Annotated in this window: 10 protein-coding genes; 1 reads left to right on the top strand and 9 read right to left on the bottom strand. The window is 41.6% G+C overall.

Annotated elements, in window-relative coordinates; translation table 11 throughout:
• Window positions 1-318 precede the first annotated feature (318 nt).
• Complete coding sequence (locus AC3KZC_RS07720) at window positions 319-1941, top strand: alpha-glucosidase family protein (protein WP_490579514.1); 1623 nt, start codon at window positions 319-321, stop codon at window positions 1939-1941.
• 92 nt (window positions 1942-2033) lie between these two features.
• Here the strand turns inward: AC3KZC_RS07720 and AC3KZC_RS07715 are convergent, their stop codons facing one another.
• The 9 genes from AC3KZC_RS07715 to AC3KZC_RS07675 form a co-directional block, all read right to left on the bottom strand.
• A complete protein-coding gene (locus AC3KZC_RS07715) occupies window positions 2034-4016 on the bottom strand; it encodes a methyl-accepting chemotaxis protein (RefSeq protein WP_490579513.1) in 1983 nt (660 codons plus the stop codon).
• A gap of 466 nt (window positions 4017-4482) precedes the next feature.
• The gene (locus tag AC3KZC_RS07710) at window positions 4483-5775 is read right to left on the bottom strand and encodes an NCS2 family permease (RefSeq protein WP_490579512.1); all 1293 of its coding nucleotides are present in this window, start codon (window positions 5773-5775) and stop codon (window positions 4483-4485) included.
• A gap of 147 nt (window positions 5776-5922) precedes the next feature.
• Complete coding sequence (galE, locus tag AC3KZC_RS07705; RefSeq protein WP_490579511.1) at window positions 5923-6936, bottom strand: UDP-glucose 4-epimerase GalE; 1014 nt, start codon at window positions 6934-6936, stop codon at window positions 5923-5925.
• 48 nt (window positions 6937-6984) lie between these two features.
• Window positions 6985-7683: a VpsP family polysaccharide biosynthesis protein gene (locus tag AC3KZC_RS07700; RefSeq protein WP_490579510.1), complete on the bottom strand. Its 699-nt coding sequence runs from the start codon at window positions 7681-7683 to the stop codon at window positions 6985-6987.
• Window positions 7684-7709: 26 nt separating this feature from the next.
• Window positions 7710-8441, bottom strand: coding sequence for a tyrosine-protein phosphatase (locus tag AC3KZC_RS07695; RefSeq protein ID WP_490579509.1), 732 nt, complete (start codon window positions 8439-8441; stop codon window positions 7710-7712).
• Window positions 8438-10663, bottom strand: coding sequence for a GumC family protein (locus AC3KZC_RS07690; protein ID WP_490579508.1), 2226 nt, complete (start codon window positions 10661-10663; stop codon window positions 8438-8440). Before AC3KZC_RS07690 ends, AC3KZC_RS07695 begins: the two co-directional genes overlap by 4 nt.
• A gap of 26 nt (window positions 10664-10689) precedes the next feature.
• Window positions 10690-11211 (bottom strand): polysaccharide biosynthesis/export family protein, encoded by a 522-nt coding sequence (locus tag AC3KZC_RS07685; protein ID WP_490579507.1) that lies wholly within the window; start codon window positions 11209-11211, stop codon window positions 10690-10692.
• A 9-nt stretch (window positions 11212-11220) separates the two neighbouring features.
• The gene (locus AC3KZC_RS07680; RefSeq protein ID WP_490579506.1) at window positions 11221-12405 is read right to left on the bottom strand and encodes an outer membrane beta-barrel protein; all 1185 of its coding nucleotides are present in this window, start codon (window positions 12403-12405) and stop codon (window positions 11221-11223) included.
• A gap of 19 nt (window positions 12406-12424) precedes the next feature.
• On the bottom strand, window positions 12425-13825 hold the full coding sequence (locus tag AC3KZC_RS07675; protein WP_490579505.1) for an undecaprenyl-phosphate glucose phosphotransferase: 1401 nt from the start codon (window positions 13823-13825) through the stop codon (window positions 12425-12427).
• Window positions 13826-14046: the final 221 nt, after the last annotated feature.

Raw genomic sequence — 14046 nt, 5'->3', positions numbered from 1 at the left:
AAGCGGTTGCACCAAACCCGTGCGCCACCCGCACCAGCTTGAATCACTGGGCAAAGACCCGCTTAAATACCACTTTCTTAACAAATACAGCCGCAGAGACCTAAAAATTGGTAAACACGCTTTACAAACTCTTCAAAGCCGTTAAAAAGCCGTATTTTAGGATCGGTCAAAAAAGTTATTTGTACTCTTTTCATATGCATACGTATGCATGCCTTTTACAGTAAAAATGGGATAACGTATGCTTTTTACTAATTTCGCGGTGCTGTCCGCTTATCCGTTTTATTACATAAAAAAAACCTGAACGGTTTTGGAGAGATCATGGCCAAGCTTCAATGGTGGCAAGGTGCAGTCATTTATCAAATCTACCCTCGTAGTTTTCAAGATTCTAACGACGATGGTATTGGTGATATTCCAGGGATCATTGCCCAGCTCGATTACATTAAAGAATTAGGCGTTGATGCAATTTGGATCTCTCCTTTTTTTAAATCACCAATGAAAGACTTTGGCTACGATATCAGCGATTATCGCGACATAGATCCAATATTTGGCACTATTTCTGACTTTGATGAACTGATAGATAAAGCGCACCAACGCGATATTAAAATTATTATTGACCAAGTATTAAGCCATACCTCTGATCAACATGCTTGGTTTAGCGAAAGCCGCGTAGATAAAACCAACGATAAAGCCGATTGGTATGTGTGGGCTGACTCAAAACCCGATGGCACAGCCCCAAATAACTGGCTCTCAATTTTTGGTGGTCCTGCGTGGCAATGGGAGCCGCGCCGCAAACAATACTATTTACATAACTTTTTAACCGAGCAACCAGATTTAAACTTTCACCACCCAGATGTGCGTAAAAATGTACTCGATAATGTGGCGTTTTGGCTTAAAAAAGGCGTTGATGGCTTTCGCCTAGATGCGATTAACTTCTGCTATCATGATGCGTTATTACGCGATAACCCAGCAAAACCAGAAGCTGTACGTCAAGGCCGCGGCTTTAGCGAAGATAATCCGTATGCGTTTCAGTATCATTATTACAACAACACCCAACCTGAAAACTTAGCCTTTATGGAAGATATTCGTGCCCTACTTGATCAGTATCCCGGCACGGTATCGCTGGGTGAGATTTCATCAGAAGATTCGCTCGCAACCATGGCCGAATATACCCAAGGTGGCAACAAGTTGCACATGGGTTATAGCTTTGAACTACTGACCAAAGACTACAGTGCCGCTTATATTCGCCAAACAGTACAGGGTCTTGAAAAACAAATGACCGAAGGTTGGCCATGCTGGGCATTTAGTAATCACGATGTAGAACGTGTTGCATCGCGCTGGGCTAAAAACGGTCAACAAAATCCTGCTCAAGTTAAAATGTTAACCGCATTACTTGCTTCATTGCGTGGCAGTGTGTGTATGTATCAAGGTGAAGAGCTGGGTTTAACCGAAGCTGATGTTGCATTTGAAGATTTACAAGATCCATACGGCATTACTTTTTGGCCTAACTTTAAAGGCCGAGATGGTTGTCGTACGCCGCACCCTTGGCAGCATAATGCCGAATTTGGTGGGTTTTCAGCGCAAAAACCGTGGTTGCCTGTAGCAGAACAGCACCTTAAAAACAGTGTCGACTTACAAAAGGCCGCTGTTGATTCTTGTTTAAACAGCTATCGTGAGTTTTTGCATTGGCGTAAACATCATCTGGCGTTAATTATCGGCGACATCGAGTTTATCGACACACCTGAACCCATCTTAGCGTTTTGGCGAAAAACACCGACCGAGACACTGCTGTGTTGCTTTAATTTAAGCGATCAGCCAGCCATGCTTAAATTATCACACAAAAGTTTAACTGAGCTTGCCGATGTCAGCCATCATAGTGGCAAACATGAAGGTGAGACGCTGCACTTACCAGCGTTTGGCTGTTATTTTGCGAAACACAATTAATTTTTATTAGCAAAATCATAGCTTAAACAACCGATTTCCCTTGAGCAAAAACGCGCAATTAAGCGCGTTTTTTTATGGTCTGAATTGTATGTTTAGGCGCTTAATTTAAACTGAAGCGTTACTTTTTTAAGTTCTTCAGCTAGCGAGTTTAACTCAATACTGGCTGCAGAAACTTGATCAGCGCCTGCGGCATTATCAACCGCAGCTTGGTTAATCGACTCCATACTTTGATTAATCTCTTCGGCTGTACACGCTTGTTGCTGCGCTGCGGTTGCGATCAATTCGGCATTTTGGGCAATATCACGAATTTCCGTTAAACTACGGCCGATTTCATTGGCACTGATTGTGGCGTTTTTAATGGTTGATAAACTAATTGACGTCGCACTGTCCATCACAGTCACAGCGTGTAACGTACCCGCCTGTAACTCGCCAATCATGTGTTCAATATCACGAGTGGATTGCTGAGTTTTTTGTGCCAATTGGCGCACTTCATCTGCGACAACCGCAAACCCCCTGCCCTGATCGCCCGCTCTTGCTGCTTCAATGGCAGCATTAAGTGCTAATAAGTTGGTTTGCTCTGCAATTTGTTGGATCACCTCAAGCACCGAGCCAATTTTTTGCGATTGGTCTTTCACAGTCCCAATCACCTTAGTAGCCGCATCCACCTCTTTGGCTAATTGCTGCATGCTGTGGATGGTGTCACGAACACAGTTATTGGCCGCTTCTGAGGTGTATTGTGCACTTAAACTCAAATCGGCCACATTACGGGCATTACTTGCGACTTCATCAATCGTGACTGTCATTTCGTGCATCGCCGTGGTCACACTGGCAATATTAAGATGCTGCTCTTGCAGACTAGAATTTGCTTGCACACTGGCCGCGCTGGTTTGTGCCGCAGTAGATGATAATTGCCCTGTCGAATCAACAATTTTACTTATCACCCCATGTAAATTCTGACTCATGGTATGCATGGCTTGGTACACGCCTGATAATGGTCCTTGATGGTCAAACTGGGTTGATAAATCACCTAATGCAATACGCTCACTGATCGCCTGCATAGTTTTAGGTTCACCACCAAGCGGTTTGATAATTGAATTAGCAACCACTACCGTGACAACTAACACAGCAACTGCGGTTAACAATACAATGAACACAATCATGTATTTTAATTTTTTCACTGGCGCAAAGGCTTCGGCCTCATCAATTTCAGCCAATAACGCCCACTTCAAGCCCATAAACTCAATGGGTGTGTAAGCCGATAAAACCGGATTACCGTTATAATCAATCACAATTTCAGTGTTGGTGATCCCCTCAAGACCACGACGCACGGCCAGAGTATCAACACCATTTTTTTCCACCGTTCCGGCAAAACTCGCAATCACTGAATGCCCTGTAGGGTCAAGGTAAGAGTCTGAACGCATGCGTAAATCTGGGCCCACCAAATAGCTTTCGCCCGTGTCCCCCATGCCATCACGCTGTTGCATAATATGGTTTATTTTTTCAATGGATAACTGCAATACAATGACCGCTTCTTGTTTACCCGACTGTATAACTGGCATGCCAATAAATGAAGCAGGTTCATTATTGCTTGGGGCATAGGGGCTAAAATCAACTAATTGTGATTGCCTGGTTTGGTTAACATGTTTAAATAAATTGGCTAAGCCAGAACGTGAAAATGGCCCGGTCAATAAGTTAGTTTGATAATCAGCTTCTTTAGTAACGGTATAGGTAACGTCACCGTTTGGCATAATGATAAAAAAATCGTAGTAGCCTTGTTCATTAATAAACTGCTGAAAAAAAGAATGATAACGATGCGCAACGTCAGTGGTCGTTAACGTGTCATTGTAATGACGAATGCTTTGCCAGTACTGCTCTAACACACGCAAATCCGCAACGCTCTTGGCAAAATAGTCTTCAACTTGTACTTTTTTAATTGATTTTATCGAGGTGAGTTGGTTGTATGCTTGCTCCTCTAACGAGTTGCTCGCGACAACTAATGCGATAATTGCAATGAAGCTAGCAGGAATAATTCCTAAAGATAAAAAAGTGATCAGTAATTTATGTTTTAAACGCATTTTAGGTACCTTACCTGGCCAAATTCGGCGTAACGTACCCCAATTAGATAATAAATCCTATAACTTAAACATTACATGTCATTACATATTGATATAAGAATAGTTCTTATTTACTTTAAGAATTATAACGAATTGATTTTATCTACATTTTCGCAATGGCTGACTCTCTAAGTAACAAAATATGAACACGCTTAAAATGATAACAATTGTAAATAAGCCAGATAAACACTACACAGAGTAAAACCTAACTAATCATTAACTTCTTTTGCTTTTCTCTGTGGTCCTCCAAACCTCGGTGGTTAATCTTCTTTTTACCACCGAGTGCACCGAGGCTGCGCGCACAGAGAAAAGCCAACTAATTAATCTTTCTCTGTGGTTCTCCTAACCTCGGTGGTTAGCTCAATTTAAGCTCACGCCCAATAATGCATCTTCAGAGGTGAGCTAAATAATTAAGGCTGCTTAAGCATTACAACAGCGCAAATTTAATGATAAACAAAACAGTAAGCACCCAAACCGACAAACTAATATCAGAGCGTTGCCCACACAGTATTTTCATTGCGGTATAGGCGATAAACCCAAGCGCAATGCCATGCGCAATTGAAAATGTTAGTGGCGTCATTAATAACACGGTACACACCGGCACAGCATGGGTCATATCATCCCAATCAATGAGTTTGAGATTTTGCAGCATTAATACCGATACATATAAAATAGCGCCTGCAGTGGCATAAGCAGGCACCATCGCCGCCAGCGGCGCAAAAAACAGCATCATTAGAAAACAACAGCCGACGACCACCGCTGTTAAGCCGGTGCGCCCCCCAACCGACACTCCAGCCACCGACTCAATATAAGACGTGGTTGTTGATGTGCCCAAGGTTGCCCCTGCGATGGTTGCAGCGCTATCTGCACTTAACGCACGCCCTAAACGAGGAATTTTACCATCGGCATTGGTGATCCCCGCTTTTTGTGACACTGCAACCAAGGTGCCGGAGGTATCAAATAAATCAACAAATAAAAAAGCAAAAATCACACTCAGCATCGACAGCTCCAGTGCGGCTGCAAAATCAAGTTGCAAAAAGGTAGGGGCTAATGACGGTGGTGGCGCAATTAAACCTTGGTATTGAACCAAACCAAGCGCTAAAGCAATCAAGGTCACCACTAAAATGCTCAGCAACACCCCACTTTTAATATCGCGATATAACAACGCAGCAATAAAAAAGAAGCTAAAAATCGCAAGCAACGGGCCTGCTTGGGTAATATCGCCCAATTGCACCAAGGTTGCAGGATTAGCCACGATAATACCGGCATTTTTTAGCGCGATCAGAGCTAAAAACGCGCCTATACCCGTTGCAATAGCTTGTTTTAGCACCAGAGGAATCGCATTGATGATCCATTCACGTACCTTAAACAAGCTCAGTAATAAAAACAAACAGCCCGAAAAAAACACCGCAGCCAAAGCCGCTTGCCACGTATGGCCCATGCCAAGCACAACACCATAAGTAAAAAATGCATTCAACCCCATACCTGGCGCTAACGCTAAGGGATAATTTGCCCAAAAACCCATAATAAAACAGCCAATTGCCGCTGCAATACAAGTTGCAGCAAACGCCGCACCTTGATCTATGCCCGCCTCAGCAAGCATCGGCGGGTTTACAAACACAATGTAAACCATGGTCACAAAAGTGGTAAAACCGGCAATCACCTCAGTGCGAACACTAGAACCTAGTTCACGTATTTTAAATAGCTTTTCAAGTAACATAGTTATCTTTTTACGAATTTTGGGGAGTGATATAGTACAAGCTGAGGTTTGAATGAGCAATCAGCTTGATTTAATTGATACGTAACATTAATTGTTCAGCAAAGCCATCAGCCATAAAAAAACCTCCCGTAGGAGGTTGTTTTAACATTAAGCGTCGTAACCTTTAGGGTTATTACTTTGCCAATGCCACGCATCTTTCATCATGTCATCTAAAGTTTGCTCTGCTTGCCAGCCTAATAAGTCTTTTGCTTTTTTAGGATCAGCATAACAAGTTGCAATATCACCAGGGCGTCTGGCAACGATTTCATACGGTACCGCAATTTGGTTTACCGCTTCAAATGAGCGCACAATATCAAGCACCGAATAGCCAATACCTGTGCCTAAATTTATAGGCTCAAAGCCAGTTTGAGCAGACACTAAGTTTAACGCTTTAATGTGACCAAGCGCTAAATCAACCACATGAATGTAATCACGTACGCCGGTGCCATCAGCGGTATCATAATCACCACCAAAAATGCTCAGCTGTTTACGGATTTTAAGCGCTGTTTGCGTCACATAAGGCAATAAATTATTTGGAATACCACTAGGGCTTTCGCCAATCAAGCCCGACTTATGCGCACCCACTGGATTAAAATAACGCAGTGCCACCACAGACCAATCGGCATCACTTTGGCATAAATCACTGAGCATTTGCTCAACTTGTAATTTATTGGCGCCATAAGGATTAGTCGTACGTAGTGCGCATTGCTCATCAATCGGTAAGCGCTCTGGCGAGCCATAGACAGTTGCAGACGAGCTAAAAATAATTTTTTTAACGTTCGCGTCGTTCATGGCTTTTAGCAAACACACACTACCACACACGTTATTGTCGTAGTACGAAAGTGGCATAGCGACCGACTCACCTACCGCTTTTAAGCCCGCAAAATGAATAACCGCATCTATCGAAAAATCGTTAAATACTTGGGATAACGCTTGGCTGTCGCGAATATCACCTAAAATAAAATGTGGTTCTTTAGCAGTGATAGTTTTAATACGCTCAAGCACAGCGCGATTAGAATTCGATAAATTATCAAAAATCACTACTTCATGGCCTAAATTTAATAATTCAACCACGGTATGACTACCGATATAACCATTACCACCGGTCACTAAAATCGCCATTGTGTATCTCCAATTTTAAATGCGTCTAAAACAGACTAACGTCACTCGTCACTGAGCTTCTTTACTTAAACAATATTTTTTGTAAACCCACGATTTTCTTTGCGCTTCGTATTGTTGATTAAAGCGTAACTGAGGGCAAATTAGGCTATCACGACCCACGGTTTTACTAAATTTTAATACCGATTCAAGCATGCTCGGTTGCTTTGCCGAAATCGCAAACTGCTCAAAAAACAAAGGTGTTTGCCGAGGTGTTACCTGATACCAATGCGCCATCAAAATAGTAAGCACACCTTGATTTACCGTTTGATCATAAGGCCCAACCGCTAATGCTTGGTGAATATACTGCCACGTTTCATCGCTCATACCTTCTTGGCTGGCATTTAAATACGCCAAGTCAATCCAAGGTATTGGCCATGCACTGCGTGCTTGGGTTGATGCAATAAACAACGCTTTCACGTCAGCTATTTTGTCACCTTCAACAAACTGCTCTGAAATACCCCACTGTAAAATACGCCCTTTAATATGCAAATAATGCGGGTGTGATGGGTCATACATTACAGCTTTGTTAATGGCTGCCCATGCTTTTTGATATTCATCAGCGTGTTCAATTTTTCCCGCCTTGTACCAATCATCTAAATAATAACTGGCATTAAAATACCAAATGTTGGCAACACCCCAGCTATAAGCGTAAACCATTGCGGTAAACGTCATTAAGGCAAACACAGCAGCTAACAGTTTCTTTTTCATGTTTTTGGCTTATAACAATTTAAATATCAAGGGATTATAAATAATGAACGGGTTATGTTATAGGGATTTGTATAAAACAAACGTTGTGCTTCATCTTCACCTAATAACTGCGCAACTTTCGCACGCGCTTGGCTCAACAGGGGTGGCCGACGATTCAGATTATGCGCATCAGACGCAACCACATCAATAAGGCCAGCCTCTAAAAACTGCACCGATAAATCCTGACAACTTTCACCAAAATGCCCAAGCAAAGACGAGCCTGTTAATTGAAACCAGCAACCAAGGCGCTGCAGGGACTTAATCCGTTCAGGATTTTTTTGAATATCACGATTACGTTCAGGATGAGCGATTAAAGGGGTTATATTTCGGCTACGCAGCCATTTTATTAAGTTCTCACATCCTGGTGGAATATGGCTGTGGGGTAACTCAAGTAGTAAAAAGTGCTGCCCTTCATACTGACCTAAAAACGGTAGTTTATTGGCCATGATCATAGGCAGCATATCAGCATCAATACGCACTTCAGCTGCCGCAGCTAAATCAATATTAATGTTAGCTTCAAATGCAGCTTGTTTTAACGCCAGCAACTCAGTCCAAATATGGTCTTTTGAATTTTCGAAACGACCAAAATGAATGTGCGGCGTAATAACCATACGGGTAATACCATCATCCGCCGCCATGCGCAGTAAAGACACAGCATCCGCTGTGTCTTTTGCACCGTCATCAATGCCAGGTATTAAGTGGCAATGTATGTCTATCATACTAATTTCTTAGTCTCGACCACGTTTTCGTTTTCATGACCATAACTGTAATAGTCATAATAACCCTGATACGCGCCATTTTTGCCCGCTTTTTTAGTATCTACTTGGTTCAGTACAATACCAGCCAATTTAGCATTGGCTGCAATCAAACGGCTCACGCCATTTTGTACTAAGCCCATACGGGTTGAGTCTGCTTTTACCACATAAATCATGGCATCAGCTTGGCGCGAAATCACCAATGCATCACTCACCGCTTGCGTAGGTGCCGTATCAATCACGATACGATCAAAGCGGCCTTTTAAGGCATCAAGTAACTTCTCAAAACGAGTTGACGACAACAGCTCAAGCGGATTGGTTGGCAATTGACCACATGGCATAATCGTTAAACCCGATTTTTCATCAACAAAAATACAGTCTTCAACTTTTTCAGTGCCCGCAATTACATTCGATAAACCTGGGTGGTACGCAGGAATACCAAAACGTTTACAAACGCTTGGTTTACGCATATCGGCATCAATTAACAATACCTTTTCCATTTGACCAAGCGAAAACGCCAAGTTAGTTGAGGTGGTTGTTTTACCTTCACCAGGCACCGATGAGGTAATGGCAATCACTTTTGCGTTTTTATCCATTTGGCTCAGTACAAAACCCGTTCTAAACGTACGTACCGCTTCAGAGAACTGGCGTGCCTCTTTTTCAAAGAAATAATGAATATTTAAAGTAGTGCCTTTTTTGTGCTCAACTTTTGGTAACAAACCAAGCATGCGTTGGGCTAATTTATTTTCAATATCATGAGATGATTTCACCGTATCGTTTAATGCTTCAATCACAAACGCAACCACTACCCCTAAGCCTAACGTAGCAATAAAGGCAAGCGCGACAATTAAGCCTTTTTTAGGTTTAATTGGTTCAACTGGTGCATAAGCTCGGTCAGTAAAACGCGCCACAGCCGCATTAAAGTCGCTGGTGACTTCGGTTTCTTTTGAACGCGAGAAAAAGGTATCGTAAATTGTACGGTTGGTATCGACTTCACGTTTTAGTTTACGGTAGTCGTTTTCTTTAGCTGTGACACGTTGATATTCTTCACGAATACGAGTTAATTCAGCCTCAAGTGCACGTACGTTAGCTTGTGAGGTTTTAACTTCTTTTTCAATACCCGTAACCAAAGAACGCACTTGTAGACTTAAGTTTGCTTTCACCGTTTTAAGTTCAGACTTGGCTGCAATCATTTTTGGGTGTTTTGGGCCGTATACTTCCGCAAATTCAGATACTTTACGCTCAGATATCACCACTTCTTTTTTCACATCTTGCACTACTTTGTGCGAGGTAATTTCAGGAATAGTCTCTAAACGCTCTAAATTATCGCGGCCATATTCGTTAATCACACGCATAATACTTTCAAGCTTATTACGCTCATTACGTGTTTGTACTAACTGAGTTGATGTTTGCTCAAGTTCTTGCGTGGTTAAACCTACCACACCTTCAATATCAATCAGATTCTCTTGTTCACGGTATTGTTGTAACTTAACTTCTGACTCATCTAAACGTTCACGTAAACCCGATAATCTGTCACTCAACCAGCCTGCTGCTTTTTGGGTAATACCCATTTTAGCCGCCATATTTTGCTCGATATACACTTCACCAAGGGTATTGGCCACTAACGCAGCGAGTTTAGGATCTTCTGATTCAAACGAAATATTAACGAGTTGGGTTTTACGCACTGGGCTAATGCCGAGCCTTGCAGAAAAATCACTGACTAACGCTTGCATTTTGCGTTCGGCAATTTCTTCAGCGCTCAGTAATTGTGTGTCTTTTTGTGGCAAAAACGGCAGTGATTCTTTAATCGCTGTTTTTAAACCAGCAAGGGCTGAAGGCGGTTTGTTAAACTCTGGATGCGTCATTAAATCAAGACGCTCAATCACTTTTTGCGCAATGCTTTTGGATTTTAAAATTTCAAACTGCGTTAAATAGTATTCTTGGCGGCTTGAATCTAAACCATAAACTTCTTGAAAGTTAACCGCTTTGGCTTGTTCAGCTTCAATAATCAGCGTGGCGGTGGCACTGTAAATGGGCGTCATTTTAATAGCAATAATCGCCGTAAAAACTGCCACAAAGGCTGCCAAACCAAAAACGCGCCATTTGTATTTGTTAAGAATATTAAAATATTGTCTTAAATCAATCACTTCTTCGGTTTTTGGTTGTTCAGTTATAACTGGTTCCATGTGTTTCACTTAAAAATAAACCCCATTTAAAAGAATCGTTGATCAATAGTGATCGTATCGCCTGCCGACACTTGTGTGCCTAGCTCTGCAATAAGTTGCTGGTTTTTGTTGCCTTCTTTAAACAAGTAAATTTTTTCGCGTGAAGCACGTTCGGTTAAACCACCGGCTAACGCAACCGCTTGGTTAATCGTCATGCCTGGTTGGTATGGGTAGCCACCTGGTTTTTTGACTTCACCATGAATATAAAAAGGTCGATATTCAACAACTTGGGCGTAAACATTCGGGTTAACAAAATAATCACCCTTCAGCCCTTTTTGGATCACTACTTCCACTTCTTTAGTCGATAAACCGGCAATCTTGACTTCACCTAAAAATGGATAATTAATTTTACCGCTATTACCTAATAAAGCTTCAACGGTTAAATCATCTTGCCCGTGTACTTTAATCTCTATTTTATCGCCAGGCCCTAAAATGTAAGCATCCTGCGCCAACGCTTTGGGCAGGATGCTTGCAAAAACAAGAGCCAAGCTAATTACTAGCTTGTTCACTTATGTTCCTTACATTGCAAAGGTGAAGTTCACACCAACAATGGTTTTATCAAAGTAAATCGTGTCGCGTGTTGAGTTTTTATCAATTACATCAGCAAAAACTGATACATCAACCCAACGTAGTAACGCATAATTAGCCGATGCACTGAATGTGGTTGTATCGTCTTTACGAACTACACCGCTGTAGTCTTCTTTAGTATACGACACACCTAAACGCGTATTTAACTGTTCGTTCCAAGTATGTGTCCAACCTGCTGAGTGTACGCTTTCTTTGATATAACTACCTTCAACGTTAGGATCACGCGCAGCACGCGTTGTACTAAAATCAAACGCTGTATACGTTAGAGGCTGCCATGTAACACCCGCATTCCAGCTTAAACCGCTGAAGTTAGCACGGCTAGCTGATACAAAGTCTTTATTCTGATAACCGATTTTTGCAGTACCCGTTGTAAGCGCTGTTGCTTCCCACTTCACACCCGCAAGTGCGCGGTAATCGTCAGAACTTAAACTTGCTTGGTTGCCTTGCGTTTTATCGTAACGAATTGCATCTTTGCTCAGCTCAATAAGTAAATCAGTTGCAGAGCCAGTATTGTACGAAAACGTAGTACCAAGTAAAAATGAATCAAATTCACGGAACTGAGTTACAGCTTCAAAATTACTGTAACCTTTGTTGTAGTATTTTGCATCAAACGCCAATTTACCATTAGTAGAAAGTGCACCAAACTCGTAAGTAGCCGCAACTGTTTGCTCTGTGTAGTTTAAAGGCTCATCAACGCTATCGCCCAAACCTTCGGTAATACCGGTACCGCGTGGCTCAGTTACCCAGTTTAAATCGGCATTTAAATCAAAACGGCTTTGTGATGATGGCTCTAAATGCATATCAAATGCTAAAAAACCGTCTAAGTAGTTGTCATCTGAGCTTGAAAAGTATGAAGCTGATTGTAAGCCCGCATCAACGCTATAACTATTAATACCGTCACTTAACAAAAAGTTAACTGTTGGATCAACATTTAAAATAGCACTGCTTTTTTCATTCGCTGGCTGACTAAAAATATTGCTATCGTGCTTTACGCCAACGTTCAACAATGGCGTAATAATGATGCCACTTTCCGTGTTAAACCCTGCAGGCTCTACAGCGTGAGCGTAGTTAAAAATCGTTCCAGCAAGTGCAGTTGCTAAAAGGGATTTTTTCATTTTTGCTATTTCCTTTAAATTAATAGGCATTGTTGCCAGTGAAACCTTTAAAAATGGTTAAAAAGATTATTTTTATATCAAACCAAAGAGACCAATGTTTTATATACATAAGGTCAAACTCAATACGCTTTTCCATTTTTTCTAACGTATCGGTTTCACCGCGCCAGCCATTGATTTGTGCCCAACCAGTAATACCTGGTTTAACTTTATGGCGTAACATATAAAACTCGACCTTTGTGCGATATTCTTCATTATGAGACACGGCATGTGGGCGTGGCCCAACAATTGACATATCACCAAGAACGACATTAATAAACTGTGGCAGTTCATCTAAACTGGTACGGCGTAAAAAGCCACCAAATGGCGTAATACGGCTATCGTTTTTAGTAGCTTGTTTCACTTCGGTGCTATTTTCCATCACCGTCATTGAGCGAAACTTCCAGACTTTAATTTCTTCACCATGCAAGCCATAACGGGCTTGTTTAAAAAATACCGGCCCACGCGAGGTGAGTTTAATACCCAGCGCAATCACAGCTAAAATAGGCGAAATCATCAGTAAAATCAGGCCACCAATAATTATATCTTCAGTACGCTTGATCAGTTCGCGCGCACCAATAAACGGCGATTCAAAGACACTTAAAGTATCAATATCACCCACATGGTCAATACGTGCATGAATTAAGCTTGATAATAAAAAGTCAGGCACAAAGTGCACATCAACAGTGGTGTCACCTAAGCGGGCTAAAATATCGGCAATGCGTTTTTCAGCTTTGAATGGTAATGCAATAAAAAGCACATCTATTTCGCCGCTGCGCGCTTTGTTAACCGCCTCATCAATTGGGCCTGCTACATGTAGATGCATATCATCAAATAAACGCTCGGGCTGGCGGTCTTCAAAAAAGCCAATACACTCATAACCTAACTCGTCATGAGCAATAATTTGCTTAAAAACACTCGCACCCGACTCAGTGGCACCAATAATAGCCACCTTTTGCATGCTCAAACCTAAGCGACGACGATTTAACTTGTATAACCGACTTGTTAAACGCCAAATAAACAAACCAACGAGCGCATTAGCAAACCAAAGCGTCATGACGACACGTGATAATTGTTCAGTAAATTTTAATAAAAATGCGAAAATAAAAAGTGCGACAAACGATAACACTAAAGTCAATATTGCAAAAACCACCATATGGCGAAATTTACCAGCGCGCCATGAGCGATAAAGATTAAACGCTTCAGCGGTATACGAAAACCCCAGTAAAACGACTAATAACGTGGTTAAATAAACGCGATTGAGCTCAACGCCATAGAAATAAGCGGCTGCAATTAACGAGCACGTAATAATAGCGATGTCAAAAAAGCGGTAAAGCACTGAGTTACCGTTGCTATTAGACTTAAAAACTTTAGCTTGATTCACAAAAATCACTCCATGATAGTAGACGCAGATGTCGCACTATCCTTGCGCTCAAAAAAACAGACGCCATTATAGGCGCAGTTCCGCCAAATTTAAATGAATTTTTCACTATAAAGTATTAGTATTTTTCATATTAAACATTTCAGAAGGCTTTTTGCCAATAATTGCAAATAACAGCACAAAAACACACTCACCACATTAACATTACGTTGGCGAATATGAAT

The sequence above is a fragment of the Pseudoalteromonas sp. J2K-J031 genome, assembly GCF_058197095.2.
The sequence above is the reverse complement of the archived record's forward strand: the minus strand, read 5'-3'. Positions and strand labels throughout refer to the sequence as shown.

What these genes read in the sequence shown, in the direction of transcription:
- galE (WP_490579511.1), bottom strand. Translation starts at nt 6,936, where the DNA reads ATGGCGATTTTAGTGACCGGTGGTAATGGTTATATCGGTAGTCATACC.
- AC3KZC_RS07680 (WP_490579506.1), bottom strand. Translation starts at nt 12,405, where the DNA reads ATGAAAAAATCCCTTTTAGCAACTGCACTTGCTGGAACGATTTTTAAC.
- AC3KZC_RS07700 (WP_490579510.1), bottom strand. Translation starts at nt 7,683, where the DNA reads ATGAAAAAGAAACTGTTAGCTGCTGTGTTTGCCTTAATGACGTTTACC.
- AC3KZC_RS07710 (WP_490579512.1), bottom strand. Translation starts at nt 5,775, where the DNA reads ATGTTACTTGAAAAGCTATTTAAAATACGTGAACTAGGTTCTAGTGTT.
- AC3KZC_RS07715 (WP_490579513.1), bottom strand. Translation starts at nt 4,016, where the DNA reads ATGCGTTTAAAACATAAATTACTGATCACTTTTTTATCTTTAGGAATT.
- AC3KZC_RS07690 (WP_490579508.1), bottom strand. Translation starts at nt 10,663, where the DNA reads ATGGAACCAGTTATAACTGAACAACCAAAAACCGAAGAAGTGATTGAT.
- AC3KZC_RS07720 (WP_490579514.1), top strand. Translation starts at nt 319, where the DNA reads ATGGCCAAGCTTCAATGGTGGCAAGGTGCAGTCATTTATCAAATCTAC.
- AC3KZC_RS07695 (WP_490579509.1), bottom strand. Translation starts at nt 8,441, where the DNA reads ATGATAGACATACATTGCCACTTAATACCTGGCATTGATGACGGTGCA.